Annotated in this window: 28 protein-coding genes and 1 pseudogene; 28 read left to right on the top strand and 1 reads right to left on the bottom strand. The window is 60.4% G+C overall.

What is annotated here, in order from left to right:
* The first annotated feature begins 115 nt into the window (after positions 1-115).
* The 17 genes from ACOYXI_RS27130 to fliJ all read left to right on the top strand — a co-directional run bounded on the left by ACOYXI_RS27130 (position 116) and on the right by fliJ (position 16,950).
* Positions 116-1,042, top strand: coding sequence for a ketoacyl-ACP synthase III (locus ACOYXI_RS27130; protein ID WP_096796272.1), 927 nt, complete (start codon positions 116-118; stop codon positions 1,040-1,042).
* Between the two features lie 85 nt (positions 1,043-1,127).
* Positions 1,128-2,417 carry a motility associated factor glycosyltransferase family protein gene (locus tag ACOYXI_RS27135; protein ID WP_461675499.1) on the top strand — a complete coding sequence of 430 codons (1,290 nt, stop codon included), beginning with the start codon at positions 1,128-1,130 and terminating at the stop codon, positions 2,415-2,417.
* Complete coding sequence (locus ACOYXI_RS27140) at positions 2,414-2,686, top strand: hypothetical protein (protein WP_139054113.1); 273 nt, start codon at positions 2,414-2,416, stop codon at positions 2,684-2,686. The genes ACOYXI_RS27135 and ACOYXI_RS27140 overlap by 4 nt, the downstream gene beginning before the upstream one ends.
* Positions 2,687-2,923: 237 nt before the next feature.
* Positions 2,924-3,784 carry a flagellin domain-containing protein gene (locus ACOYXI_RS27145; protein WP_007958307.1) on the top strand — a complete coding sequence of 287 codons (861 nt, stop codon included), beginning with the start codon at positions 2,924-2,926 and terminating at the stop codon, positions 3,782-3,784.
* Positions 3,785-3,857: 73 nt separating this feature from the next.
* On the top strand, positions 3,858-4,217 hold the full coding sequence (locus ACOYXI_RS27150; protein ID WP_134785741.1) for a flagellar protein FlaG: 360 nt from the start codon (positions 3,858-3,860) through the stop codon (positions 4,215-4,217).
* An 83-nt stretch (positions 4,218-4,300) separates the two neighbouring features.
* Entirely contained in the window at positions 4,301-5,770 is a 1,470-nt protein-coding gene (fliD, locus tag ACOYXI_RS27155; protein WP_461675500.1) for a flagellar filament capping protein FliD, read from the top strand.
* A gap of 129 nt (positions 5,771-5,899) precedes the next feature.
* Positions 5,900-6,298 (top strand): flagellar export chaperone FliS, encoded by a 399-nt coding sequence (gene fliS / locus ACOYXI_RS27160; protein ID WP_027614233.1) that lies wholly within the window; start codon positions 5,900-5,902, stop codon positions 6,296-6,298.
* An 11-nt stretch (positions 6,299-6,309) separates the two neighbouring features.
* Positions 6,310-6,606 carry a flagellar protein FliT gene (gene fliT, locus ACOYXI_RS27165; protein ID WP_007966233.1) on the top strand — a complete coding sequence of 99 codons (297 nt, stop codon included), beginning with the start codon at positions 6,310-6,312 and terminating at the stop codon, positions 6,604-6,606.
* 172 nt (positions 6,607-6,778) lie between these two features.
* Positions 6,779-8,254 (top strand): sigma-54 dependent transcriptional regulator, encoded by a 1,476-nt coding sequence (locus ACOYXI_RS27170; RefSeq protein WP_003222863.1) that lies wholly within the window; start codon positions 6,779-6,781, stop codon positions 8,252-8,254.
* Positions 8,255-8,379: 125 nt separating this feature from the next.
* A complete protein-coding gene (locus ACOYXI_RS27175) occupies positions 8,380-9,573 on the top strand; it encodes a sensor histidine kinase (RefSeq protein ID WP_461675584.1) in 1,194 nt (397 codons plus the stop codon).
* 5 nt (positions 9,574-9,578) lie between these two features.
* Complete coding sequence (locus ACOYXI_RS27180) at positions 9,579-10,958, top strand: sigma-54-dependent transcriptional regulator (RefSeq protein WP_461675501.1); 1,380 nt, start codon at positions 9,579-9,581, stop codon at positions 10,956-10,958.
* Between the two features lie 232 nt (positions 10,959-11,190).
* Complete coding sequence (gene fliE / locus ACOYXI_RS27185; protein ID WP_003222869.1) at positions 11,191-11,520, top strand: flagellar hook-basal body complex protein FliE; 330 nt, start codon at positions 11,191-11,193, stop codon at positions 11,518-11,520.
* 15 nt (positions 11,521-11,535) lie between these two features.
* Complete coding sequence (gene fliF / locus ACOYXI_RS27190; protein WP_027614236.1) at positions 11,536-13,323, top strand: flagellar basal-body MS-ring/collar protein FliF; 1,788 nt, start codon at positions 11,536-11,538, stop codon at positions 13,321-13,323.
* Positions 13,316-14,335 (top strand): flagellar motor switch protein FliG, encoded by a 1,020-nt coding sequence (fliG, locus tag ACOYXI_RS27195; protein ID WP_007920042.1) that lies wholly within the window; start codon positions 13,316-13,318, stop codon positions 14,333-14,335. Before fliF ends, fliG begins: the two co-directional genes overlap by 8 nt.
* A 4-nt stretch (positions 14,336-14,339) precedes the next feature.
* Complete coding sequence (gene fliH, locus ACOYXI_RS27200; RefSeq protein ID WP_134785747.1) at positions 14,340-15,146, top strand: flagellar assembly protein FliH; 807 nt, start codon at positions 14,340-14,342, stop codon at positions 15,144-15,146.
* Positions 15,136-16,494 carry a flagellar protein export ATPase FliI gene (fliI, locus tag ACOYXI_RS27205; protein WP_007966241.1) on the top strand — a complete coding sequence of 453 codons (1,359 nt, stop codon included), beginning with the start codon at positions 15,136-15,138 and terminating at the stop codon, positions 16,492-16,494. Before fliH ends, fliI begins: the two co-directional genes overlap by 11 nt.
* Positions 16,495-16,500: 6 nt before the next feature.
* Positions 16,501-16,950, top strand: a complete 450-nt coding sequence (fliJ, locus tag ACOYXI_RS27210) for a flagellar export protein FliJ (RefSeq protein WP_095139370.1) — start codon at positions 16,501-16,503, stop codon at positions 16,948-16,950.
* 35 nt (positions 16,951-16,985) lie between these two features.
* On the opposite strand, the gene ACOYXI_RS27215 is transcribed toward fliJ, so the two are convergent.
* Positions 16,986-17,330: a hypothetical protein gene (locus tag ACOYXI_RS27215; RefSeq protein ID WP_134785748.1), complete on the bottom strand. Its 345-nt coding sequence runs from the start codon at positions 17,328-17,330 to the stop codon at positions 16,986-16,988.
* A 136-nt stretch (positions 17,331-17,466) separates the two neighbouring features.
* On the opposite strand from ACOYXI_RS27215, the pseudogene ACOYXI_RS27220 reads away from it, so the two are divergent.
* The 11 genes and pseudogenes from ACOYXI_RS27220 to fliQ form a co-directional block, all read left to right on the top strand.
* Positions 17,467-17,577, top strand: a pseudogene (locus ACOYXI_RS27220) (flagellar export protein FliJ); the annotation flags it as partial.
* 193 nt (positions 17,578-17,770) lie between these two features.
* On the top strand, positions 17,771-18,076 hold the full coding sequence (locus ACOYXI_RS27225; RefSeq protein WP_134785749.1) for an STAS domain-containing protein: 306 nt from the start codon (positions 17,771-17,773) through the stop codon (positions 18,074-18,076).
* 5 nt (positions 18,077-18,081) lie between these two features.
* Positions 18,082-19,779, top strand: a complete 1,698-nt coding sequence (locus ACOYXI_RS27230) for an ATP-binding SpoIIE family protein phosphatase (protein WP_461675502.1) — start codon at positions 18,082-18,084, stop codon at positions 19,777-19,779.
* Between the two features lie 37 nt (positions 19,780-19,816).
* Complete coding sequence (locus tag ACOYXI_RS27235; protein ID WP_461675503.1) at positions 19,817-20,164, top strand: Hpt domain-containing protein; 348 nt, start codon at positions 19,817-19,819, stop codon at positions 20,162-20,164.
* A 106-nt stretch (positions 20,165-20,270) separates the two neighbouring features.
* Positions 20,271-21,665, top strand: coding sequence for a flagellar hook-length control protein FliK (locus ACOYXI_RS27240; RefSeq protein ID WP_461675504.1), 1,395 nt, complete (start codon positions 20,271-20,273; stop codon positions 21,663-21,665).
* Positions 21,666-22,840: 1,175 nt separating this feature from the next.
* Complete coding sequence (gene fliL / locus ACOYXI_RS27245; RefSeq protein WP_047599975.1) at positions 22,841-23,344, top strand: flagellar basal body-associated protein FliL; 504 nt, start codon at positions 22,841-22,843, stop codon at positions 23,342-23,344.
* A gap of 9 nt (positions 23,345-23,353) precedes the next feature.
* The gene (gene fliM, locus ACOYXI_RS27250) at positions 23,354-24,322 is read left to right on the top strand and encodes a flagellar motor switch protein FliM (protein WP_003222890.1); all 969 of its coding nucleotides are present in this window, start codon (positions 23,354-23,356) and stop codon (positions 24,320-24,322) included.
* 55 nt (positions 24,323-24,377) lie between these two features.
* The gene (gene fliN / locus ACOYXI_RS27255) at positions 24,378-24,836 is read left to right on the top strand and encodes a flagellar motor switch protein FliN (RefSeq protein WP_003222891.1); all 459 of its coding nucleotides are present in this window, start codon (positions 24,378-24,380) and stop codon (positions 24,834-24,836) included.
* Complete coding sequence (fliO, locus tag ACOYXI_RS27260; RefSeq protein WP_461675505.1) at positions 24,837-25,292, top strand: flagellar biosynthetic protein FliO; 456 nt, start codon at positions 24,837-24,839, stop codon at positions 25,290-25,292.
* Positions 25,292-26,050, top strand: a complete 759-nt coding sequence (gene fliP, locus ACOYXI_RS27265) for a flagellar type III secretion system pore protein FliP (RefSeq protein WP_003222895.1) — start codon at positions 25,292-25,294, stop codon at positions 26,048-26,050. Before fliO ends, fliP begins: the two co-directional genes overlap by 1 nt.
* Entirely contained in the window at positions 26,047-26,316 is a 270-nt protein-coding gene (gene fliQ / locus ACOYXI_RS27270; RefSeq protein WP_007920026.1) for a flagellar biosynthesis protein FliQ, read from the top strand. The genes fliP and fliQ overlap by 4 nt, the downstream gene beginning before the upstream one ends.
* Positions 26,317-26,319: the final 3 nt, after the last annotated feature.

Raw genomic sequence — 26,319 nt, forward strand, 5'->3', positions numbered from 1 at the left:
GATAGCCCTTTGCGCTCCCCGTGGCTGCCCTTTGTGGCGGCCGTTTTCTGTTTGTCGGCGCCCCTCGAATCCTTGCGAGCGGTGGTTTTGGGCTGTTTTTTATTGGGAAGCCGTAATGATTGGCATAAAAAGCATTGCGAGCTACGTTCCTGTAGCCGGCGTGGACAATTACGCACAAGGTGCAAAATTCGAGAAGGATGAAGAATTCATCCTCGGCAAAATCGGTTCGGCCTTCCTGCCGCGCAAAGACGCTGAACAGGAAACCTCCGATCTGTGCGTGGAAGCGGCCAATGCGCTGTTTGCCAGCAACCCTGAACTGAAGCGTGAATCGATCGACGCACTGATCGTCGTCACTCAGAACGGTGACGAAGAAGGTCTGCCGCACACCGCTGCCATCGTCCAGGACAAACTCGGTCTGCCGACTAATGTCGCGGCATTCGATATTTCCCTGGGCTGCTCCGGTTACGTCTACGGCATCTACGCGATCAAGGGCTTCATGGAAGCCGCCGGCCTGAAGAATGGCCTGCTGATCACCGCTGACCCATATTCGAAAATCGTCGACCCGGAAGACCGCAACACCACCATGCTCTTCGGCGATGCCGCCACCGCGACCTGGATGGGCGAAGATCCTTCATGGGCGCTGGGCAAGGCCAAGTTCGGCACCGACGGTTCCGGCGCACCGCACCTGAAAGTCACCGATGGCGTGTTCTTCATGAACGGCCGTCAGGTGTTCAACTTCGCGCTGCTCAAAGTCCCGGCGCACTTGCACGAATTGCTCGACGACTCCGGCCTCAAGGCTGACGACATCGACGCCTTCTGCATTCACCAGGGCAGTGCGGCGATTGTCGATGCCGTGGCCCGACGTTTCGAAGGCGAGCCGGAGAAGTTCATCAAGGACATGGTCGAGACCGGCAACACCGTGTCGTCGAGCATTCCGCTGCTGCTGGAAAAACACGTACTCGATTCCGACTGGCAGCGCATTGCCCTGAGCGGTTTCGGTGTCGGTCTGTCGTGGGGCTCGGCGATCATCTATCGTCCTTGAGTCGGTCAAAAACGGCGGATACAAAAATAGCGTTCAAGGTTACCCTTGAGCGCTATTTTTTTGCCTGAATGGAGCGCTAGGCGGCATGAGCGAGTTTTTCCAACCCAACGCCCAGGTCATCCAGCAACGCTGGCCGGCGTTGTTCGAGCGGCTGATGGCGGAAGACACCTCAGTCGTTCAAGCCGAACTGGTGCAGGGCTTGGGCTCGACGCTCAGTGTCAATGGCATTCAACTGACCAGTCGCCACGACCGCGTCCACGAAGCCCGCATCCAGGCTGCCAGCCTGGCGGAAAAATCGCAGTTGCATGTCTACGGCACTGGCCTCGGCGATTTGCCAACGGTGCTGCTGGAGCGCGCTGGCCTTGAGCGGTTGTACGTGCATATCCTCAATGGCGCGGTGTTCGCGCTGGTGCTGCAACTGCTCGATCAGCGCCCGTGGCTGGAAGATCCGCGTGTGCAGCTGTTCTATGCCGGTGATCTGTCAGACATCTGCACACCGTTTTTCGCCCTGCCGGCCGAGATGCTGCTGGCTGATGATTTCAACGCGAAAATCCGCGATCGGCTGGTCAGCGAAGTGCACCTGAGCTTCAACAATCGCGAGTTCGATCCAAACTTGCCGTTCATTCAACAGCGTTTGCAGGACTGCCTGCCGGTGCTGCTGGGTGATGACGATGTGGCGCAGTTGTTCGGCAGCGCCAATGGCCGGGAAATCTATGTGATCGGCACCGGGCCGACGCTGGAAGGGCATTTCCAGCGTCTGGCGGCGGTGCATGCGCAGGCTGAACGTCCATTGTTGATGTGCGTCGATACCGCTTACCGGCCACTGCGCGAACACGGCATCGTCCCGGATCTGGTGGTCACCATCGATCAGCGCATCAGCTTCCGGCATTTGCCGTTCGAGGACTCCGCTGGCATCCCGCTGGTGTATCTGCCTATGAGCGATCCTGCGGTGCTGACCGCCTGGAAAGGCAAGCGCTATGGCGGTTACTCGGCCAGCCCGGTGTACGCCGCGTTGCGTGAGCAATATCCGCGCGGACAACTGCATGTCGGTGGCAGCGTGATTCATCCGGCGGTGGACCTGGCGGTGAAGATGGGGGCCGCGCGCATTACCCTGTTCGGCGCCGACTTCGCCTTCCCGATGAACAAGACCCATGCCGGCTGGAATGATGGTGATCTGGGGCCGGGGGTCGATCAGGCGCGGCACTGGGTACAGGACGGCCATGGCCAGCGGGTCAGCACCCAGCTGAACTTTCGCGGCTATCTGTGCGTGCTGGAGCGCTATATCGCCGCGCATCCGCAGGTGCAGTTTTTCAACAGCAGTCGCGCGGGCGCACTGATCGCCGGGACGCAGTTCAATCAGGAGTTTGTGCAATGACGACGATTGAGCACTGCGTCGACGAGTGCCGCCACTGCGCCGGGCTGTTTCGTCTAGGGCGTGATGTCGAGGCGGCGCTGGATATGGTCGAGGTGTTCGAGGGCGCGCAGCAGTTGCTGATCTCTGCGCCTGCGCCGATTCAGCAGGACTGGTCCTTTGTGCTCACGCACATGCTCGACTGTCAGGAGCGTCAGGACTGGCTGGGGTTGGCTGACTGGATGGAGTACGAGTTGATCGAAGTGTTGCAAAAAGCACGATCGGCAAAGTGAGCGACCGCACTGGCCCGCGGCTTTGCGTGCGGGTCGGTTTTATGGCGTCATTTTTTCGCAGGTGGGAGGGCGCTAAGCCCTTGTTTTCTCGGGGGTGGCAGGGTGATGGCAAATTTTTTTCAAAAAGCCCTCAAGCAACTTGCCAACCCGACGATAACTATTACGAAGGTTCTCTAGGCCATTCCAGGCGGTTGCCAGGGCCGGAAGCCGCAGTACCCAACCAACGAGGAATTCGTCATGGCTTTAACAGTAAACACCAACACCACGTCGCTGAACGTTCAAAAGAACCTGAACCGCGCTTCCGACGCTCTGTCGACTTCGATGCAGCGCCTGTCTTCCGGCCTGAAAATCAACAGCGCAAAAGACGACGCTGCTGGCCTGCAGATCTCGAACCGTATGTCTTCGCAGATCCGTGGTAACACCCAAGCCATCCAGAACGCCAACGACGGTATCTCCGTTGCTCAGACCGCTGAAGGCGCTCTGCAAGCTTCGACCGACATCCTGCAGCGTATGCGTGAACTGGCTGTTAAAGCACGTAACGGCACCAACGGCACTGCTGACCAGACCGCAACCAACGCTGAATTCGCTCAGATGTCTGACGAAATCACCCGTATCTCGGCTGCTACCAACCTGAACGGCAAAAACCTGCTGGACGGTTCGGCTGGTACTGTAACCCTGCAAGTTGGCGCAAACACCGGTTCGGCTAACCACATCGACCTGGTACTGAGCTCCAAGTTCGACGCCGTCAGCCTGTCCGTAGGTAGCGGTACTGTAGTTCTGACTGGTACCACCGGTACTGGCGCTGGTTCTGCTTCGCAGAACATCGACAACGCGATCACTGCAATCGACGCCGCTATCGCTGCAATCGGTGCAACTCGTGCCAGCCTGGGTGCTTCGCAAAACCGTCTGACCAGCACCATCCAGAACTTGCAGAACATCACCGAGAACACCACTGCTGCACAAGGTCGCGTACAAGATACCGACTTCGCCGCAGAGACTGCTAACCTGACCAAGCAGCAAACCCTGCAACAGGCTTCGACCTCTGTTCTGGCTCAAGCCAACCAACTGCCTTCCGCTGTACTGAAGCTGCTTCAGTAATTTCGGAATGAGTTTGGGCGGGAGGGTGCGCTGGTCGCGCTCTCTCGCTTTTTTACGTTAGGAGGTGATGAGCATGGACATGAGCGTAAAGCTTAACGTGTCTTATCCGGCTCCCAAGCCAGTGACGCCTGTTGCTGATAAGCCGTCGGAGACGCCAAAAGTTGCACCGGTCGACGCTCCGGTCGCTGACAGGAAAAGTCAGCAAACGGATGACGCCAAGTTGAAACTGGCGGTGCAAGAGATCGAGAAGTTCGTTCAATCGATCAAGCGTAACCTGGAGTTCTCGATCGACGAGCACTCTGGCAAGGTCATCGTCAAGGTGATCGCAAGCGAGACGGGTGAGGTCGTACGCCAGATCCCCTCCGCAGAAGCACTCAAGCTCGCAGACAGCCTCGCCAACGCAAGCCATGTGTTGTTCGACGCCAAAGTCTGATAGCTGGCATGAATAGTGTTTGTCTTTCTTGAATGACGCCTGGATGGGTCAAAAGTCTGGCAACAATCTGAAGGGAGATGCACATGGCAAGTCCAATTCTACCGGGTTCCGGACTGGGTTCCGGCCTGGACATCGGCGCGATCGTGACCGCGCTGGTCAACGCCGACAAGTCGCCGAAGCAGACGCAGATCGATTCCGCGACCAAAACCAATACCCTGAAGATTTCCGGTGTCGGCACGTTGAAGAGTGCGCTGACCGCGTACCAGACGGCGATGACCAACCTGGGCAGCAAGACCAACCCGGCGTTTGCCGGCTTCACGGCGACCTCGAGCAACACAGCGATTCTCGGCGCCACCTCCGATAACACCGCGGTGTCGGGGACTTACAACGTTGTTGTCAACCAATTGGCCACTGGCTCGAAAGTCGCCAGCGCTTCTTTCGCCGGCGGTGCTGCCAGTGCCATTCCGAGTGGTACCCTGAAAATCAGTCAGAATGGCACTGATTACAATGTCACGATCCCGGCCAATGCGACCTTGCAGAGCACCCGTGACGCAATCAACACTGCTCAGGGCTCAAATGGTATTTCTGCCAACATCGTGACCGACAGCAGTGGTGCTTCGCGCCTGGTGATCAGCTCGAACAAGACGGGCGCCGGTACCGACCTCTCTGTCAGCGGGATTGCCGGTCTGGAGATCGACGGTACTCAGCCGATGGGTACCAATCCGGCGGCAGGCGCCTCTGGCAACGTCAATGGCCTTGCACAAGATGCCAAGGTGACCATCGACGGTCTTCAGGTTTCCAGCAAGAGCAACACGGTCAGTGGTGCAATCAGCGGCCTGACCCTGAATCTGACCACTGTCAGCCCTATGGTTGGTACCGTTGCCACGCCGACCGTTGTCAGTGTCGATACCAACACCAAAGGGCTGCAGGCCTCGGTTCAGGCCTTTGTTGACGCCTACAACACCCTGAAGACCACCATCGACACGCTTTCCAAGGCTACGCCTGATGAAGACGGCAAACTGACGGTGCAGGCGGCGTTTACCGGTGACTCGTTGCCGCGTTCGCTGATCGCCGACATCCGTGGCCAGTTGACTGCTCCTGCTGGTGCAAAGGGTTCTTTGTCCTATCTGTCGGAGATCGGTGTTATGACCGACCGCAACACCGGCAACCTGACGTTTGATACTGCTGCGTTCACCAAAACCATGGCTCAGCCCGGCAAGGCTGGCCAGGTGCAGCAGATGTTCACCGGGACCGACGACACCAACGGTCTGCTGGCGCGCATGAACAAGGCGGTGGATCCGTATCTGAAGGCGCCTGCCGGTAGCGCCCCTACTGCCGTAGGCCTGCTTGATCAGCGCATGTCCATCCTGAACAACAACACCCGGAACCTGACCAGTCAGCAACTGGCGCTGGATCTGCGTGTTGCCAACCTGACCAAGACGTTGACGGCCAAGTACAACGCCATGGACTTGCTGGTAGGGCAGATGAAGGCGACGGCGAGCAATATCACGTCGTTCTTCAGCTCGCTGAACGCTCAGCAGTCCGCGAAGTAACCTGCAAGAACGACAAAAACCCGGCTACGCTTTATCGGCGTGCGCCGGGTTTTTGTCTTTTGATCTAAAGTTCTGTGATTCGTTGGCGATACACTGGTTATACGAGTCATTGTGGCAATGAGGTAGAACATGAACCCAATGTTAGCCCTTCGGCAATATCAGAAAGTCGGCGCGCACGCCCAGACATCCGAGGCGAGCCCGCACCGTCTGGTGCAAATGCTTATGGAAGGCGGGTTGGCCCGCATCGCTCAGGCCAAGGGTGCCATCGAGCGCAAGGATATTCCTGGCAAGTGCACCTCGATCAGCAAGGCCATTGGCATTGTCAGCGGGCTGCGCGAAGGTCTGGATCTGGAAAAGTGTGCCGATGAACTGGCCGATCTGGACGGGCTGTACATCTACATGATGAAGCGTCTCGCCGAGGCCAACATCAACAGCGATCCGCGCATTCTCGATGAGGTCGCCGGCTTGCTGAGCACGGTCAAAGAAGGCTGGGATGCCATCGCCCCCGAGCCTGCTCCGCAGTTTTAAAGGAGAGCACCATGAGTCTTGTATTGCAGCGAATCGCCGACACCCGTGAAGCGCTGGTCAGTGCGCTGGCCGAACGCAACTGGGAAGCCATTGGCGAGCTGGATCTGGCTTGCCGTTCCTGCATGGAAGACGTCATGGCCGAGGCCTCGCTGGATGAGGAGGCCTTGCGCAGTAACCTTGAGGAATTGCTCCATGTCTACAAGGAGCTACTTGAGGCGGCCATGGGTGAGCGCCAGGCGATAGCCAACGAGATGTCGCAGATCACCCAAGCGCAAAAGGCGGCAAAGGTTTACCATCTGTTTGGTTAATTAACCCCCAGTTAATCCAGACATGTGCGCCATAAATTTGACTGTGCACGGTTTTTTGACTTAACTAGTGGCTGTTTTCAGATTTCAGGCGTCTACAGGCACAAGGTGTCCTGCAAGCGTCTCGCTTGCCCCATTTTTCGGGCATTGAGTTGACTAGGGAAGTTGCTATTGCATGTGGCGTGAAACCAAAATTCTGCTGATCGATGACGATAGCGTCCGCCGCCGCGACCTGGCGGTGATTTTAAATTTTCTCGGCGAAGAAAATTTACCCTGCGGCAGCCATGACTGGCAGCAGGCTGTCGGCTCTTTGTCATCGAGTCGTGAAGTCATCTGTGTACTGATCGGGACGGTAAATGCTCCGGGTGCACTTTTGGGCTTGTTAAAGACACTCTCGACGTGGGATGAGTTCCTTCCGGTTTTGCTGATGGGCGATAATTCTTCCGTCGACCTGCCGGAAGACCAGCGCCGCCGGGTGCTTTCGACCCTGGAAATGCCGCCCAGCTACAGCAAACTGCTCGACTCCCTGCACCGTGCCCAGGTCTATCGCGAGATGTACGACCAGGCCCGCGAGCGTGGCCGTCATCGCGAGCCCAACCTGTTCCGCAGCCTCGTCGGCACCAGCCGGGCGATTCAGCATGTCCGGCAGATGATGCAGCAAGTGGCCGATACTGACGCCAGCGTGCTGATCCTCGGCGAGTCCGGCACCGGCAAGGAAGTGGTTGCGCGCAACCTGCATTACCACTCCAAGCGTCGCGACGCGCCATTTGTGCCAGTCAACTGCGGGGCGATCCCGGCAGAGCTGCTGGAAAGCGAACTGTTTGGCCACGAGAAGGGCGCCTTCACCGGTGCGATCACCAGCCGTGCCGGGCGTTTCGAACTGGCCAACGGCGGTACGCTGTTCCTCGACGAAATCGGCGATATGCCGCTGCCGATGCAGGTCAAGCTGCTGCGCGTGCTGCAGGAGCGCACCTTCGAGCGCGTGGGCAGCAACAAGACCCAGAGCGTCGACGTGCGCATCATTGCCGCGACCCACAAGAATCTCGAAAGCATGATCGAGATCGGCACCTTCCGCGAAGACCTCTACTATCGCCTGAACGTGTTCCCGATCGAGATGGCGCCGCTGCGTGAGCGCGTCGAAGACATCCCGCTGTTGATGAACGAACTGATCTCGCGCATGGAACACGAAAAGCGCGGTTCGATCCGTTTCAACTCGGCGGCGATCATGTCGCTGTGCCGTCACGGCTGGCCGGGCAACGTCCGTGAGCTGGCCAACCTGGTCGAGCGCATGGCGATCATGCATCCGTACGGGGTGATCGGCGTGGTCGAGTTGCCGAAGAAATTCCGCTACGTCGACGACGAAGACGAGCAGATGGTCGACAGCCTGCGCAGCGATCTCGAAGAGCGCGTGGCGATCAACGGTCATACGCCGGACTTCACCGCCAACGCGATGCTGCCGCCGGAAGGCCTGGACCTCAAGGACTACCTCGGCGGTCTGGAACAGGGCCTGATCCAGCAGGCGCTGGACGACGCCAATGGCATCGTCGCGCGTGCCGCCGAACGCCTGCGCATTCGTCGCACCACGCTGGTGGAGAAGATGCGCAAGTACGGCATGAGCCGGCGCGAAGGAGACGAACAGGCGGATGATTGACGCCTGTTTTTCAACGCCTTCATTTATAAGCAGTTTTTTTTAGGCACGGGTATTGCTACATCCCTCGCAACGTTCCGTTTAACTGACGGTCAGCCAAGCGAGAGAACACAATGCCCCACGCCCAGATGTCATCTGCCTCCCATGCCGAGGGGCAACCGTCGTCCGTAGAGCAGGCGAGCCGTCAGGGTCTGGAGCACGCGTTCGCGCTGTTCAATCAGATGTCCAGTCAACTGACCGATTCCTACAGCATGCTTGAAGCCCGGGTTACCGAGCTCAAGGGCGAGCTGGCGGTGGTCAGTGCCCAGCGCATGCAGGAGCTGGCCGAAAAAGAACGCTTGGCCAACCGTCTGCAAAACCTCCTCGATCTGTTGCCCGGTGGCGTCATCGTGATCGACGGCCACGGCATGGTGCGCGAAGCCAACCCGGCGGCGATCGATTTGTTGGGGCTGCCGCTGGAAGGCGAGTTGTGGCGCCACGTCATCGCCCGTTGCTTCGCCCCGCGTGAAGACGACGGTCATGAAATTTCTCTGAAAAACGGTCGACGCCTGTCGATTGCCACCCGCTCGCTGGATGCCGAGCCGGGGCAGTTGGTGCTGCTCAACGACCTGACAGAAACCCGCCACCTTCAAGATCAACTGGCGCGCCACGAGCGTCTGTCGTCGCTGGGACGGATGGTCGCCTCGCTGGCCCATCAGATCCGCACGCCGTTGTCCGCTGCGTTGCTCTACGCCAGTCATTTGGCTGAGCAGGAATTGCCCGTCGCCACCCAGCAGCGCTTCGCCGGCCGTCTCAAAGAACGCCTGCATGAGCTGGAGCATCAGGTGCGCGACATGCTGGTGTTCGCCCGTGGCGAGTTGCCGCTGACCGACCGCATCACCCCGAATACTCTGATGCAGGCGCTGCAAGCGGCGGCGCTGACCCATGTGCAGGATCTGCCAATCCGCTGGCAGTGCGACAGCCATGCCGGCGAACTGCTGTGCAACCGCGACACCCTGGTCGGGGCGATCCTCAATCTGATCGAAAACGCGATACAGGCCAGCGATGGCAACGTGCGCCTTAAAGTGCACTGCTACACCCGCGACAACAGCCTGCGCCTGTGCGTCAGCGACAGTGGCAGCGGCATCGAGCCGCTGGTGCTCGAGCGTCTCGGCGAACCGTTTTTTACCACCAAAGTCGCCGGCACCGGGCTGGGCCTGACCGTGGTCAAGGCAGTGGCGCGGGCACATCAGGGAGAATTGCAGCTGCGCTCGCGAGTCGGGCGCGGCACGTGCGCGCAGGTGATCCTGCCGCTGTTTTCCGCTGTACACGGAGCTGAGTGAACGTCATGGGCATCAAGGTTTTGCTGGTCGAGGATGACCGCTCGTTGCGCGAAGCGCTGGCCGATACGCTGTTGCTGGCGGGCCACGACTACCATGCAGTCGGCAGCGCCGAAGAGGCGTTGCAGGCGGTCGAGCGCGAAGCGTTCAGTCTGGTGGTCAGCGACGTCAACATGCCCGGCATGGATGGCCATCAACTGCTCGGTTTGCTGCGTGCCCGGCAGCCGCAATTGCCGGTGTTGCTGATGACTGCGCACGGCGCGGTCGAGCGTGCGGTCGATGCGATGCGTCAGGGCGCGGCGGATTACCTGGTCAAGCCGTTCGAACCCAAGGCGTTGCTGGATCTGGTGTCGCGGCATGCTCTGGGCTGCATCAGTGTGACGGAGGGTGAAGGTCCGGTGGCGGTCGAGCCGGCCAGTGCGCAGTTGCTCGAACTGGCGGCGCGGGTGGCACGCAGTGATTCCACGGTGCTGATCTCCGGCGAGTCCGGCACCGGCAAGGAAGTGTTGGCGCGTTACATTCACCAGCATTCCCATCGTGCCAATCAGCCGTTCATCGCGATCAACTGCGCGGCGATTCCTGACAACATGCTTGAAGCCACGCTGTTCGGTCACGAGAAGGGCTCGTTCACCGGCGCCATTGCGGCCCAGGCCGGCAAATTCGAGCAGGCCGATGGCGGCACCATTCTGCTCGACGAGATTTCCGAGATGCCCCTGGGCCTGCAAGCCAAGTTGCTGCGGGTGCTGCAAGAGCGTGAAGTCGAGCGCGTCGGCGCGCGCAAGCCGATCACCCTGGATATTCGCGTGGTCGCCACCACCAACCGTGATCTGGCTGGCGAAGTGGCGGCGGGGCGTTTCCGCGAGGATCTTTTTTACCGTCTGTCGGTTTTTCCCCTGGCCTGGCGTCCACTTCGCGAGCGCACTGCCGATATCTTGCCGCTGGCCGAGCGGTTACTGAGCAAGCACGTCAATAAAATGAAGCATGCGGCGGCGAAACTTTCGCCAGAAGCCCAGGCTTGCCTGACCCACTACCCGTGGCCGGGCAACGTGCGTGAGCTGGATAACGCGATTCAACGGGCGCTGATTCTGCAGCAGGGCGGTTTGATCCAGCCGCAGGATTTCTGCCTGACCGGCGCAGTGACCTACACCGCGGCGCCGGTGCAGCCGTTGGTGCGCGAGATCGAAGTCGAGGCTGAATCCGCCGGGGCGCTGGGCGATGACCTGCGGCGCCGGGAGTTTCAGATGATCATCGACACCCTGCGCACCGAGCGTGGCCGCCGCAAGGAGGCTGCGGAAAAGCTCGGTATCAGCCCGCGTACCCTGCGCTACAAACTGGCGCAGATGCGTGATGCCGGGATGGACGTCGAAGGTTATCTGTTCGCCACCTGAACGTTGTCGCTGTCAATTGTGGGAGCGAGCTTGCTCGCGAAAGCGGTGGGGCAGTTGCGAAAATGTCGACTGATTCTCCCTCTTCGCGAGCAAGCTCGCTCCCACAGTGATTTCACGGTGCCTTGATGGGCTTTTATAGAATAAGTCCGCCGAGCTGGCACCCTTGTTGCTAACACCTGTGTACCCGCCGAGTGAGTGTCAAAAAATTGCGGGCCGCCCAAGAGAGTAGACCATGAGCCAAGGTATTGAATTCAATCGGTTGATGATGGACATGAAGGCCATGAAAATGGACGCCATGGCCACGCCGAAATCGACTGCCGCCGTCCCTGAACTGGCAGGCAGCAGCTTTTCCGACATGCTCGGTCAGGCCATCAACAAAGTCAGCGATACCCAGCAGGCGTCGACTCAGTTGGCCAACGCATTTGAAATCGGCAAGAGCGGCGTCGATCTGACGGACGTGATGATCGCCTCGCAGAAAGCCAGCGTGTCGTTCCAGGCTCTGACCCAGGTGCGCAACAAACTGGTTCAGGCATATCAAGACATCATGCAGATGCCGGTTTAAGGACGAGATTGAGTCATGGCAGAAGCAGTCGCCGATAACGTTCCGGCCAAGGCCACCCCGATAGACGGCAAACCGCCGCTGTTCGGCCTGTCCTTCCTGGAAAACCTCTCCGAGATGACCATGCTGCGTCAGGTGGGCCTGTTGGTCGGCCTGGCTGCGAGCGTGGCGATTGGCTTTGCCGTGGTGCTGTGGTCGCAGCAGCCGGATTACCGTCCGTTGTACGGCAGCCTTGCCGGCATGGACGCCAAGCAGGTCATGGACACCCTGGCCTCCGCCGACATCCCTTACACCGTCGAGCCGAACTCCGGCGCCTTGCTGGTCAAGGCTGACGACCTGTCCCGTGCGCGGATGAAACTCGCGGCCGCTGGTGTCACTCCCAGCGACGGCAACATCGGTTTCGAAATCCTCGACAAGGAACAAGGTCTGGGCACCAGCCAGTTCATGGAAGCGACGCGTTACCGTCGCGGCCTCGAGGGCGAACTGGCGCGCACCATCTCCAGCCTGAACAACGTCAAGGGCGCCCGTGTGCATCTGGCGATTCCGAAGAGCTCGGTGTTCGTGCGTGATGAACGCAAGCCAAGCGCTTCGGTACTGGTCGAGCTGTACTCCGGGCGTTCGCTGGAGCCGGGTCAGGTGGTGGCGATCATCAACCTGGTGGCGACCTCCGTGCCTGAGCTGAGCAAATCGCAGATCACCGTCGTCGATCAGAAGGGCAACCTGCTCTCCGATCAGGCGGAAAACTCCGAAATGACCATGGCCGGCAAGCAGTTCGATTACAGCCGCCGCATGGAAAGCATGCTTACCCAGCGCGTACACAACATTCTGCAGCCGGTACTGGGCAACGATCGCTACAAGGCTGAAGTGTCGGCCGACATCGATTTCAGTGCCGTCGAATCCACCGCCGAGCAGTTCAACCCGGACCAGCCGGCGTTGCGCAGCGAGCAGTCGGTCAACGAACAACGCACCGCCAGCAATGGCCCGCAAGGTGTGCCGGGTGCCCTGAGCAACCAGCCGCCGGCGCCGGCGTCGGCCCCGCAAACCACCGGTGGTGCGCAAGGCTCTACCGGCATGATTCAGCCAGGTCAGCCACTGGTCGATGCCAACGGTCAGCAGATCATGGACCCGGCCACCGGCCAGCCAATGCTCGCGCCGTACCCGGCGGACAAGCGTCAACAATCCACCAAGAACTTCGAGCTCGACCGTTCCATCAGCCACACCAAACAGCAGCAGGGTCGCCTGAATCGTCTGTCGGTGTCGGTGGTGGTCGACGATCAGGTCAAGGTCAATGCGGCCAACGGCGAAACCACCCGCGCGCCGTGGAGCGCCGATGAACTGGCGCGCTTCACCCGTCTGGTGCAGGACGCGGTCGGCTTCGATGCCAGCCGTGGCGACAGCGTCAGCGTGATCAACATGCCGTTCTCCGCCGAACGCGGTGAAGTGGTCGCCGATATTCCGTTCTACTCCCAGCCATGGTTCTGGGACATCGTCAAACAAGTGCTGGGTGTGTTGTTCATCCTGGTGCTGGTGTTTGGTGTGCTGCGTCCGGTGTTGAACAACATCACCGGCGGCGGCAAAGGCAAGGAGCTGGCCGGTCTGGGCAGCGACGTGGAACTCGGTGGCATGGGCGGCCTGGACGGCGACCTGGCCAACGACCGCGTGAGCCTCGGTGGTCCGCAGAGCATTCTGTTGCCGAGCCCGAGTGAGGGTTACGACGCACAACTGAATGCAATCAAGAGCTTGGTGGCCGAGGATCCGGGTCGCGTGGCTCAGGTCGTGAAAGAGTGGATTAACGCAGATGAGTGATAACCGAGCCGCAACCGTCAAACTGAACAAGGTCGACAAAGCCGCGATTCTGCTGCTGTCCCTGGGTTCGACCGATGCCGCGCAAGTGCTGCGCCACATGGGCCCGAAAGAGGTTCAGCGGGTCGGTGTGGCCATGGCGCAGATGGGCAACGTCCATCGCGAGCAGGTCGAGCAGGTCATGAGCGAGTTCGTCGACATCGTCGGCGACCAGACCAGCCTCGGCGTCGGCTCCGACGACTACGTGCGCAAAATGCTTACCCAGGCCCTGGGCGAAGACAAGGCCAACGGCCTGATCGACCGCATCCTGCTCGGTGGCAACACCAGCGGCCTCGACAGCCTGAAATGGATGGAGCCGCGCGCGGTTGCCGACGTGATCCGTTATGAACACCCGCAGATCCAGGCGATCGTGGTGGCGTACCTCGACCCGGATCAGGCCGGTGAAGTACTGGGCAACTTTGACCACAAGGTGCGTCTGGACATCATCCTGCGCGTCTCGTCGCTGAATACCGTGCAACCGGCGGCGCTGAAAGAGCTGAACCAGATTCTCGAGAAGCAGTTCTCCGGCAACTCGAATGCCTCGCGCACCACCCTGGGTGGCATCAAGCGTGCGGCGGACATCATGAACTTCCTCGACAGCTCGATCGAAGGCCAGCTCATGGACTCGATCCGCGAAGTCGACGAAGACCTGTCCGGTCAGATCGAAGACCTCATGTTCGTGTTCAACAACCTCGCCGACGTCGACGACCGCGGCATCCAGGCGCTGTTGCGCGAAGTGTCCTCCGACGTGCTGGTGCTGGCCCTCAAGGGTTCGGACGAAGGCGTCAAAGAAAAGATCTTCAAGAACATGTCCAAGCGTGCGGCCGAACTGTTGCGCGACGACCTCGAGGCCAAAGGCCCGGTGCGCGTCAGCGACGTGGAAACCGCGCAGAAAGAAATCCTCACCATTGCCCGTCGCATGGCCGAAGCCGGCGAAATCGTGCTCGGTGGCAAGGGCGGCGAGGAAATGATCTAAGCCCATGGACAAGCATGACGAGTCAGTGACGGATCTGATCCGCGCCCGCGATGTCCGTGGTTTCGAATCCTGGGCACTGCCCAGCTTCGATCCGCCGAAACCGGAACCCGAGCCGGAACCGGAGCCCGAACCGCCGGAAATGGAAGAAGTGCCGCTGGAAGAAGTCCAGCCACTGACCCTGGAAGAACTCGAAAGCATCCGTCAGGAGGCTTACAACGAGGGCTTTGGCATCGGCGAGAAGGAAGGTTTTCACAGCGCCACGCTCAAGGTGCGTCAGGAAGCCGAAGTAGCGCTGGCGGCGAAACTGGCCAGCCTCGAGCAACTGATGACCCATCTGTTCGAGCCGATTGCCGAGCAGGACACGCAGATCGAAAAGTCGCTGGTCGACCTCGTGCAACACATCACCAGACAGGTGATCAAGCGCGAATTGGCCATCGATTCCAGCCAGATCGAACACGTCATGCGCGACGCGCTCAAGCTGCTGCCGTTGGGCGTGGACAACGTGCGTCTGTACGTCAATCCGCAGGACTTCGAGCAGGCCAAGGCCTTGCGCGAGCGTCATGAGGAATCCTGGCGCATCGTCGAAGACGACTCGCTTTTGCCGGGCGGTTGCCGGGTTGAAACCGAGCACAGCCGCATCGACGCCAGCATCGAGACCCGCGTGACCCAGGTCATGGCCAAACTGTTCGACCAGTTGCACGAACAGGCTCTGCACCCGGCCGCGCCGGACCTGAGCCTGGACATTCCTGAAGAAAGCCAACTGACGGCTGCGCCTGAAGAGCCGCTCGCGGACACCCCCGATGCGCCTTGAACGCACCAGTTTCGCCAAGCGCCTCAGCACCTATGCCGACGCCACTGAAATCGCCGGCGCGCCGATTCTCGAAGGCCGCCTGCTGCGCATGGTCGGCCTCACCCTCGAAGCCGAAGGCCTGCGCGCCGCCATGGGCACGCGCTGCCTGGTCATCAATGACGACAGCTATCACCCTTCCCAGGTGGAAGCGGAAGTCATGGGTTTTTCCGGCAGCAAAGTCTTTCTGATGCCGGTCGGCAGCGTCGCCGGCATCGCCCCGGGCGCCCGCGTGGTGCCGCTGGCCGAAACCGGGCGCCTGCCGATGGGCATGAGCATGCTCGGTCGCGTACTCGACGGCGCCGGACGCGCGCTGGACGGCAAGGGCGGGATGAAGGCTGAAGACTGGGTGCCGATGGACGGCCCGACGATCAACCCGCTCAATCGCGACCCGATCCACGAACCGCTGGACGTCGGCATCCGTTGCATCAACGGTCTGCTGACGGTCGGGCGTGGTCAGCGTCTGGGTCTGTTCGCCGGTACCGGTGTCGGTAAATCGGTGCTGCTGGGCATGATGACCCGCTTCACCGAGGCCGACATTATTGTCGTCGGCCTGATCGGTGAGCGGGGTCGAGAAGTTAAAGAGTTCATCGAGCACATTCTCGGTGAAGAAGGCCTCAAGCGTTCGGTGGTCGTCGCCTCGCCGGCGGACGATGCGCCGTTGATGCGTCTGCGCGCGGCGATGTACTGCACGCGCATCGCCGAGTATTTCCGCGACAAGGGCAAGAACGTCCTGTTGCTGATGGATTCGCTGACCCGTTTCGCCCAGGCCCAGCGGGAAATCGCTCTGGCCATCGGCGAGCCGCCAGCGACCAAGGGCTATCCGCCCTCGGTGTTCGCCAAACTGCCGAAACTGGTGGAGCGCGCCGGTAATGCGGAGAAGGGCGGGGGTTCGATCACCGCGTTCTATACCGTATTGTCCGAAGGCGATGACCAGCAGGACCCGATTGCCGACTCGGCGCGGGGCGTGCTCGACGGCCACATCGTGTTGTCCCGGCGTCTGGCCGAGGAAGGGCACTACCCGGCCATCGACATCGAAGCCTCGATCAGCCGGGTGATGCCGGCCGTGGTCTCGGCGGAGCACATGCAGCGCGCGCAGTACTTCAAGCAGCTGTGGTCGCGCTATCAGCAGAGCCGCGATCTGATCAGCGTCGGCGCTTACGTCGCCGGTGGCGACCGCGAGACCGATCTGGCGATCTCGCTGCAACCGCAACTGACCCGCTACCAGCGGCAGGGCCTCAACGACAAGATCAACATGGGCGAGAGCCAGGCTTACCTCGAAACCCTGTTCGCGCCTGCGGCGGGCGGGTAACCGGCCATGGCCGTGAGCCGAGCTGCGCGTCTGGCACCGGTGGTGGAAATGGCCGAACAGGCCGAGAAAACCGCCGTGCAACGCCTGGGTTACTTTCAAGGCCAGGTCAAAGTCGCTGAAAGCAAACTCGCCGACCTCGACGCCTTTCGTCTGGATTATCAGGAACAGTGGATCGTGCGCGGCAGCGACGGGGTTTCCGGGCAATGGCTGCTGGGTTATCACGGCTTCCTCGCGCAACTGGACACCGCGATCGACCAGCAGCGCCAGAGTCTGGTCTGGCACCAGAACAACCTGATCAAGGCGCGGGACGCCTGGCAGCAGGCGTTTGCCAAGGTCGAAGGCTTGCGCAAACTGGTGCAGCGCTACCGCGAAGAGGCGCAACGCCTCGAAGACAAGCGTGAGCAGAAGCTGCTGGACGAGTTGTCGCAGCGCTTGCCGCGGCACGATCCGTATTAACGTGCCGCAGCAGTAGTGCTAGAGGATGGTCTGAGTCATTTGTCCAATATTGTGAAGCTGAAGCCTTTGGAACGACCCAGGAGTTTGGAGTCACGGATCACTTCGAAGAACATACATATTTGTTTGCCCACAAACTCCCATTCCGCGACGTCAGTGATGGGTTTAGCGTAATCCGGCCGATCACTAAGGTTTATTTGCCAGATTCTATGGGTCTCAACGTCGTCGGCCACAAGGTAAAACGTAAGTTCGTCGCCTGCTTTACCTGGGTAGGTCGCCTTTACGCCGGATTTACCCCTTAGGTATTCATCATGAGTGATGATGGTTGGTGACGCGGTGTTATGCAGGGACGGTTTTCCAAAACGTTCAAAATGCGGGTCCATGATGCAGTCCTTTGACCTGAGCGCAGCGAAATTGCTGCCGCTTGATTAAGGGCTATGCCTCTTTCCTCGGTCTACTGTCAGATCTGACAGTGGCGACAAGCGGCAGTCGCGGAGTGGCTGCAGGGCATAGCTTCTCCTGCGCAAACGGGTACCGCGCTACCGCGAAGAGGCGCAGCGCCTCGAAGACAAGCGCGAGCAGAAGCTGCTGGACCAGTTGTCGCAGCGCCTGCCGCGACACAACCCTTTTCAAATTGCCCAAAAACTCCCTGTGGGAGCGGGCTTGCTCGCGAAGGCGTCGTGTCAGTCAACACCTCAGTCAACTGACCGATTGCCTTCGCGAGCAAGCCCGCTCCCACATTTGCTTCTGCGCTGAGCCTTGCCCCAACCCTGTCCAGGTGCTAAACCTTGTACACGTTCGTCAATGACAAGGAAGCCAGTCAATGTCAGTCGTTACAGAAGTCTCTCCGGATGGTCAAAAACTGACGATTTCGGTCAAGGGGCGGTTCGATTTTGGGCGCCATCAGGAATTTCGCGAGTCCTATGAGCGGCTTAACAGAAAACCTGACTCCATCGTGGTTGATCTGAAAGATGCCACCTACCTCGACAGCTCCGCGCTGGGCATGCTGCTTCTGCTGCGCGATCACGCCGGCGGCGACGACTCGGATGTACGCGTGATCAACAGCAACTCCGACGTGCGCAAGATCCTCGCCATCTCCAACTTCGACAAACTGTTCGACATCAGTTGACAGCCATGCAGGCGCAAGAGCCGCTGACGATCCTGATCGCCGAAGACAGTGCCGCCGACCGGTTACTGTTGTCGACCATCGTCCGCCGTCAGGGGCATGAAGTGCTGACCGCCGCCAATGGCGCCGAAGCGCTGGAGGTGTTCAAGCGTCAGCCACCTCATCTGGTGCTGATGGACGCGATGATGCCGGTGATGGACGGCTTCGAAGCGGCGCAGCAGATCAAGGCGCTGGCGGGGGAAACCCTGGTGCCGATCATCTTTCTGACTTCGCTGACCGAAAGTGAAGCGCTTGCCCGTTGTCTGGAGGCGGGTGGCGACGACTTTCTGGCGAAGCCTTACAACCAGGTGATCCTCGCCGCCAAAATCAAGGCGATGGATCGCTTGCGCCGCTTGCAGGCCACGGTGCTGCAACAGCGCGACCTGATCGCCAGACATCACGATTACCTGCTCAACGAACAGCGCGTGGCCAAAGCCGTTTTCGACAAGGTCGCGCATTCGGGTTGCCTGAGTGCACCGAATATTCGTTATCTGCAATCGCCCTATGCGTTGTTTAACGGCGACCTGCTGCTGGCGGCCTACACCCCGGCCGGCGACATGCATGTGCTGCTGGGGGATTTCACCGGCCACGGCTTGCCGGCGGCGGTGGGGGCGATGCCGCTCGCCGAAGTGTTTTACGGCATGACCGCCAAGGGCTACGGCCTGGCTGAAACCCTGCGCGAGATGAACGCCAAGCTCAAGCGCATCCTGCCGGTGGACATGTTCTGCTGCGCGACCATGCTCTGTCTGAGTTTTCAGCGCCGCACGGTGGAAGTGTGGAACGGCGGCATGCCTGACGGTTATCTGCATCGGATTGCCACCGGCGAACGTGTGCCGCTGGCGGCGCGCCATTTGCCGCTGGGGGTGCTCAGTCCGCAAGCGTTTGATGATCGCACCGAAGTACAGACCATGGCCGTGGGTGATCGGGTGTTCCTGCTATCGGACGGCGTGATCGACACCACTGACGCCGACGACCGGTTGTTCGGTGTCGAGCGTTTGCAGCAACTGTTTGCCGCCAATCGTGAGCCGGACAACCTGTTCGCCGAGATCGAGCAGGCCTTGCACGCCTTTCGCGGCGAGCCCCGCGACGATGTGAGCATGGTCGAGATCAGCTTGCTGGAGGCGGCGCAGGTGATGCCGTCGGCGCCGGTGTATTCCGACAGCGGCCAGTCGTGCCCGCTGGACTGGTCGGTAAGCTTCGAGTTTCGCGGGGCGACGCTCAGGCGCTTCAATCCTTTGCCGTATCTGCTGCAATTGTTGCTGGAAGTACACGGCTTACGCACACAGGGTGGGGCGATCTACAGCGTGCTCGCCGAGTTGTACTCCAATGCGCTGGAGCACGGCGTGCTGGGTCTCGATTCCAGCCTCAAGCGCGATGCGGCTGGATTCGCCCGCTACTACGAAATGCGCAACGAGCGACTAGAAGCCTTGCAGGACGGTTATGTGCGCGTGCATCTGCAGGTGAAGCCGCAAGGGGCCGGGGGCCGTCTGGTGATCCGCGTCGAGGACAGCGGCAAGGGTTTTGACGTGGCGCGGGTAATGGAGCGACCGCTGGACGGTGTCCGTCTGTCAGGGCGCGGGGTCAGTCTGATCCGGCAGTTGGCGCATAACGCCAGTTGGTCGGACGAAGGTCGCAGTGCTTGCGTGGAGTTTTTCTGGGAGGGTTGAGGCATAATTCGCGGATTCTTGATCAAGGAGTGAACAAGTGACTGACACACATATTGATCGCCAGGCGCTGAGCGTACTGCGCGAAGTCATGGAGGAGGGTTATCCGGAGCTTCTGGATACCTTTCTGACCGATTCCGAAAAGCGCTTGACTGAGCTGCAGAAGACGGCGGATGCCAAGGCTTTGTCTGAAGTTGCCCACAGTTTCAAGGGCAGCGCCAGCAACATGGGGGCTGTCCGGTTGGCGGCGCTCTGCCAGGAGCTGGAATCGGAAGCCAAAAATAAAAGCCCCGCGGAAATCGTCAAAATGGTGGCCGACATCAGTCGCGAATTCGCGAAAGTCCGTCCTGACTACGAAGACGAACGCCAGCACGCCCTGACCCATTGAATCCTGCCGTCCGGCGCTTTTCGCAAGCGCCGGACAAAACTGGCCCGACACTTGCAATATTCCTCGTCAACTGTACCTACGATCCCAGTGCAGCGGAGACCGTGTCATGCCTGCGACCCCCAATGTTCTTCTTCAATCTGCCGCCCAGGCCAAGGCGCAAGCCGCCGCCGCGAAAACGCCGGTCATGGCCGCAGACACCGGGGACAAGGCCTCAAGCTTCGCTCAGGTGTTCGCCGATCAAGGCCCGAAAAAGCCCCTTGCGAGCGCTGACAGTTCGTTGAAACCGGCGCGCGACAAGGTTGCCGACAACAGCGACAAGAAAGATTTCGCCAAGGATAAGTCTGCCGCCACACAACAGACCGTTGCCGATAGCGGCAATGCCTTGCCTGCCGACAAGACCGCGTCGACCACCTCCGATGATCAGGCAGCCGCTGACAAAGCCGCCGCCGATGCGGCCGCTGACAGCGCGCAGACGCCAGTGGCGGACACCACCCCGGTGGATCCGGCGCTGGATCCGGCACTTGCGCAAACCGTGCAGCCGCTGGTGACCGCGCCGGTAGTGGCAGCGCCAGTCGCTGAAACGCCGGAACCGGCCAAAACCGAAACGCCGGTCGTGGCCGCCACATTGGCGCCAGCCGTGGTCAAAGATCCGGCGGCATCGACCGATAGCGCTTTCGACCCGGCGGCCGATCCGCTCGACTCGTTGCCGGCGCTGCGCATGGCGATGGAGCAGGGCGGGCACATTTCCGCCAGCAGCCAGGCCCAACCCAAAGCTACACCGGCCCAGGCTCAGGCCGACGGTGAATTGACTGCGGCGCAGAACTTCGCTGCCGGCATGGCGAGCATGCTCGACGTGCAGGCCGACAAGGACAGCACCAGTCAGAATGGTGAAAAGGCCTTCAGCGGCCTGATAGACGATGGCCTGAAAGATCTGAAGGCTGCTACCAGCGACACCCGTGTCGATGATTTCGCCAACCGTCTGGCGGCGCTGACTCAGGCGGCCACTCCGAAAACCGCGAACGCGGTGCCGGTGAATCAACCGATCGCCATGCATCAGAGCGGCTGGACCGAAGAAATCGTCAACCGCGTCATGTACCTGTCCAGCGCCAACCTGAAGGCGGCGGATATTCAATTGCAGCCGGCGGAACTCGGGCGTCTGGATATTCGGGTCAACATGGTGCCGGATCAGCAGACCCAGGTGACCTTCATGAGCGCGCACCCAAGCGTGCGCGAAGCGCTCGACGGTCAGATGCATCGCTTGCGTGACATGTTCACCCAGCAGGGCATGGGCCAGGTCGATGTCAATGTCTCCGACCAGAGCCGTGGCTGGCAGGGTCAGCAGGGGCAGGAACAGGCGCAGCAGGGCCAGAGTGGTCGCACCAGCGCTGCGGGTGGTCGACTGGATTCGGCGGAAGAAGAGCTGACGCCGGCGGCGGTGGCTGAAGCCGCTGCGCAAACCACCAGCGTCATTGGCAGCAGCGCCGTCGACTATTACGCCTGAGCAAAATCAAGTGCCCCTCACCCTAGCCCTCTCCCACAGGGAGAGGGGACCGATTGGGGGATGCTCGCGAAGTACGCCGACCGGATACTTGCGCTGTGAATCCATAATCGACTCGGTCTTTCAGGTCGATGTTTGACGCCTGACACCTCGGTCAGCCCCCTCTCCCTCCGGTACATACACTCCCACAGGGAGAGGGGACCGATTGGGGGATGCTCGCGAAGTACGCCGACCGGATACTTGCGCTGTGAATCCATAATCGACTCGGTCTTTCAGGTCGATGTTTGACGCCTGACACCTCGGTCAGCCCTCTCCCTCCGGTACATACACTCCCACAGGGAGAGGGAACCGATTGGGGGATGCTCGCGAAGTACGCCGACCGGATACTTGCGCTGTGAATCCATAATCGACTCGGTCTTTCAGGTCGATGTTTGACGCCTGACACCTCGGTCAGCCCTCTCCCTCCGGTACATACACTCCCACAGGGAGAGGGAACCGATTGGGGGATGCTCGCGAAGTACGCCGACCGGATACTTGCGCTGTGAATCCATAATCGACTCGGTCTTCAGGTCGATGTTTGACGCCTGACACCTCGGTCAGCCCCCTCCCTCCGGTACATACACTCCCACAGGGAGAGGGAACCGATTGGGGGATGCTCGCGAAGTACGCCGACCGGATACTTGCGCTGTGAATCCATAATCGACTCGGTCTTCAGGTCGATGTTTGACGCCTGACACCTCGGTCAGCCCCCTCTCCCTCCGGTACATACACTCCCACAGGGAGAGGGGACCGATTGGGGGATGCTCGCGAAGTACGCCGACCGGATACTTGCGCTGTGAATCCATAATCGACTCGGTCTTTCAGGTCGATGTTTGACGCCTGACACCTCGGTCAGCCCCCTCTCCCTCCGGTACATACACTCCCACAGGGAGAGGGAACCGATTGGGGGATGCTCGCGAAGTACGCCGACCGGATACTTGCGCTGTGAATCCATAATCGACTCGGTCTTCAGGTCGATGTTTGACGCCTGACACCTCGGTCAGCCCCCTCTCCCTCCGGGAGAGGGCTGGGGTGAGGGTGGCTTTTGACTTTAGCGTTACCTCCGACACTTCTGGCATAACACTTGCTCTTGCCTTGCCGTGCGACTGTGAAAACCCGATTAGTGACGGATTATTGGCATGGCGAAGAGCGAAGCAGCAGCTGTAAAAGACCCCGCGACCAAAGGCAAACTCAAGATGATCATCCTGATCGTGGTGGCTCTGCTGCTGGCGATCGGTGTGTCCGTGGGCGCGACCTGGTACTTCATGCACAGCGCTCAGAGCAAGCCTGCCGCAGCGGCCGAGGCTGCGCCGGTTGGCAAGCAACCGGCGATCTTCGAGCCGATGGCGCCGGCGTTTGTCGCCAACTACAACCAGAACGGCCGTCAGCGCTACATGCAGGTGAGCATCACCATGCTGGCGCGTAACCAGGCCGATCTGGAGGCGCTCAAAGTGCACATGCCGGTGATCCGCAACAACCTGGTGATGCTCTTCTCCGGTCAGGATTTCGCCACTTTGGCGACCCCGGTCGGCCAGGAGATGTTGCGCCAGAAGGCTACCGCCAGCGTCCAGGAAGTGGCGCAGAAAGAGCTAGGCAAAGTGGTGATCGAACAGTTGCTTTTCACTAATTTCGTACTGCAGTAGGAACACGACATGGCCGTGCAGGATCTGCTGTCCCAGGATGAAATCGACGCGCTGTTGCATGGCGTCGACGATGGTCTGGTACAGACCGATAACGCTGCCGAACCCGGCAGTGTCAAAAGCTACGACCTGACCAGCCAGGATCGCATCGTCCGTGGACGCATGCCGACTCTGGAGATGATCAACGAGCGTTTTGCCCGTTACACCCGCATCAGCATGTTCAACATGCTGCGCCGCTCGGCGGACGTTGCCGTCGGTGGCGTCCAGGTGATGAAGTTCGGCGAATACGTGCACTCGCTGTACGTGCCGACCAGCCTCAACCTGGTCAAGATCAAACCGCTACGCGGCACCGCGCTGTTCATCCTTGACGCCAAACTGGTGTTCAAACTGGTGGACAACTTCTTCGGCGGCGACGGCCGTCACGCCAAGATCGAGGGGCGTGAATTCACCCCGACCGAACTGCGTGTGGTGCGCATGGTGCTGGAGCAGGCCTTCGTCGATCTGAAGGAAGCGTGGCAGGCGATCATGGAAGTCAATTTCGAGTACATCAACTCGGAAGTGAACCCGGCCATGGCCAACATCGTTGGCCCGAGCGAAGCAATCGTGGTCTCCACCTTCCACATCGAACTCGATGGCGGTGGCGGTGACCTGCACGTAACCATGCCGTACTCGATGATCGAGCCGGTGCGCGAAATGCTCGATGCCGGTTTCCAGTCGGACCTCGACGATCAGGACGAGCGCTGGGTCAACGCCCTGCGTCAGGACGTGCTCGATGTCGACGTGCCGATCGGCGCCACCGTGGCCCGCCGCCAGTTGAAGCTGCGCGACATCCTGCACATGCAGCCGGGGGATGTGATCCCGGTCGAGATGCCGGAAGACATGATCATGCGCGCCAACGGCGTACCGGCCTTCAAGGTCAAGATGGGCTCGCACAAAGGCAACCTCGCGTTGCAGGTGATCGAGCCGATCGAGCGTCGCTGAAGCGGCGCTTTTCCCCCACGTATTTAACTGAATTGTTGCCCGCCGAGGACAAATGATGAACGACGAAATGAACGCCCAGGACGATCAGGCACTGGCCGACGAATGGGCTGCGGCCCTGGAAGAGACCGGTGATGGCAGCCAGGCTGACATCGACGCGCTGCTGGCCGCCGACGCTGGCGCTGCAAGCTCCAACCGTCTGCCGATGGAAGAGTTCGGCAGCGTTCCGAAGAACAACGATCCGGTGACCCTGGACGGTCCGAACCTAGACGTGATCCTCGACATCCCGGTGTCGATCTCGATGGAAGTGGGCAGCACCGATATCAACATCCGCAACCTGCTGCAACTGAACCAGGGTTCGGTGATCGAGCTCGATCGTCTGGCCGGCGAGCCGCTGGACGTGCTGGTCAACGGCACCCTGATCGCGCACGGTGAAGTGGTGGTGGTCAACGAGAAGTTCGGCATCCGCCTGACCGACGTGATCAGCCCAAGCGAACGCATCAAGAAGCTGCGCTGAGTGAAACGGTTTCTCTGGGCTTTGCTGGCGCTGCCATTGAGCGTGCTGGCCGCCGAGCCGTCGACGGCGACGACGACCGTGCCTGCTGCCACCGCGCCGATGGTCAATAGCGGCGTGGCCGGGCAACTGACGCAACTGGTGTTCGGTCTGTTGCTGGTGCTGGGCTTGATCTTCTTCCTCGCCTGGCTGTTGCGTCGAGTGCAACAGGCAGGGCCGGCCGGCAAGGGCCAGGTGATCGAGCTGATCGGCTCCCGCGCCCTCGGTCCGCGTGACCGGTTGATGCTGGTGCAGGTCGGCAACGAGCAGATTCTGCTCGGCTTGAGCCCCGGCACCATCACCGCGCTGCACGTGCTCAAGGAGCCGGTGCAAGTGCCGAGCAGCAGCGAAAAAGCGACCCCGGAATTTGCCCAGCATCTGCTGAAGATTCTCGGCAAGGATCAGAAGGATAAGAAGTAATGGGTGCGCTACGCATCGTCTTGACGCTGGCGCTGATGCTGGCCGCGCCACTGGCATTCGCCGCCGACCCGTTGTCGATTCCGGCGATCACGCTGGGCACCAACGCCGACGGCGCGCAGGAGTATTCGGTCAGCCTGCAGATCCTGCTGATCATGACCGCCCTGAGCTTTATTCCGGCGGCCGTGATCCTGATGACCAGTTTCACCCGGATCATCATCGTCTTCTCGATCCTGCGTCAGGCCCTCGGCCTGCAACAGACGCCGTCGAACCAGATCCTCACCGGCATGGCGCTGTTCCTCACCATGTTCATCATGGCTCCGGTGTTCGATCGGGTGAACAACGATGCGCTGCAGCCGTATCTGGCGGAAAAACTCACCGCGCAGCAGGCGGTAGAAAAGGCTCAGGTACCGATCAAGGACTTCATGCTCGCCCAGACCCGCACCAGCGATCTGGAGCTGTTCATGCGTCTGTCCAAGCGCACTGACATTGCCACCCCGGATCAGGCGCCGCTGACCATTTTGGTGCCGGCGTTTGTCACCTCCGAGCTTAAAACCGCCTTCCAGATCGGCTTCATGATCTTCATTCCGTTCCTGATCATCGACCTGGTCGTGGCCAGTGTGCTGATGGCGATGGGTATGATGATGCTCTCGCCGCTGATCATTTCGCTGCCGTTCAAGATCATGCTGTTCGTACTGGTGGATGGCTGGGCGCTGATCATCGGCACCCTGGCCAGCAGTTTCGGAGGTGTCTCGCCATGACGCCGGAAGTTGCGGTCGATATCTTTCGTGAAGCGCTGTGGCTGACCACTCTGATGGTCGCGATTCTGGTAGTGCCGAGCCTGTTGGTCGGTTTGCTGGTGGCGATGTTCCAGGCGGCGACGCAGATCAACGAACAGACCCTGAGCTTCCTGCCGCGTCTGCTGGTGATGCTGGTGACCCTGATCGTCGCCGGCCCGTGGATCGTGCAGACGTTCATGGAATACATCATTCAGTTGTACAAAAACATTCCGATGGTCATCGGCTAAGCC

Source organism: Pseudomonas sp. G3-19 (genome assembly GCF_054855875.1).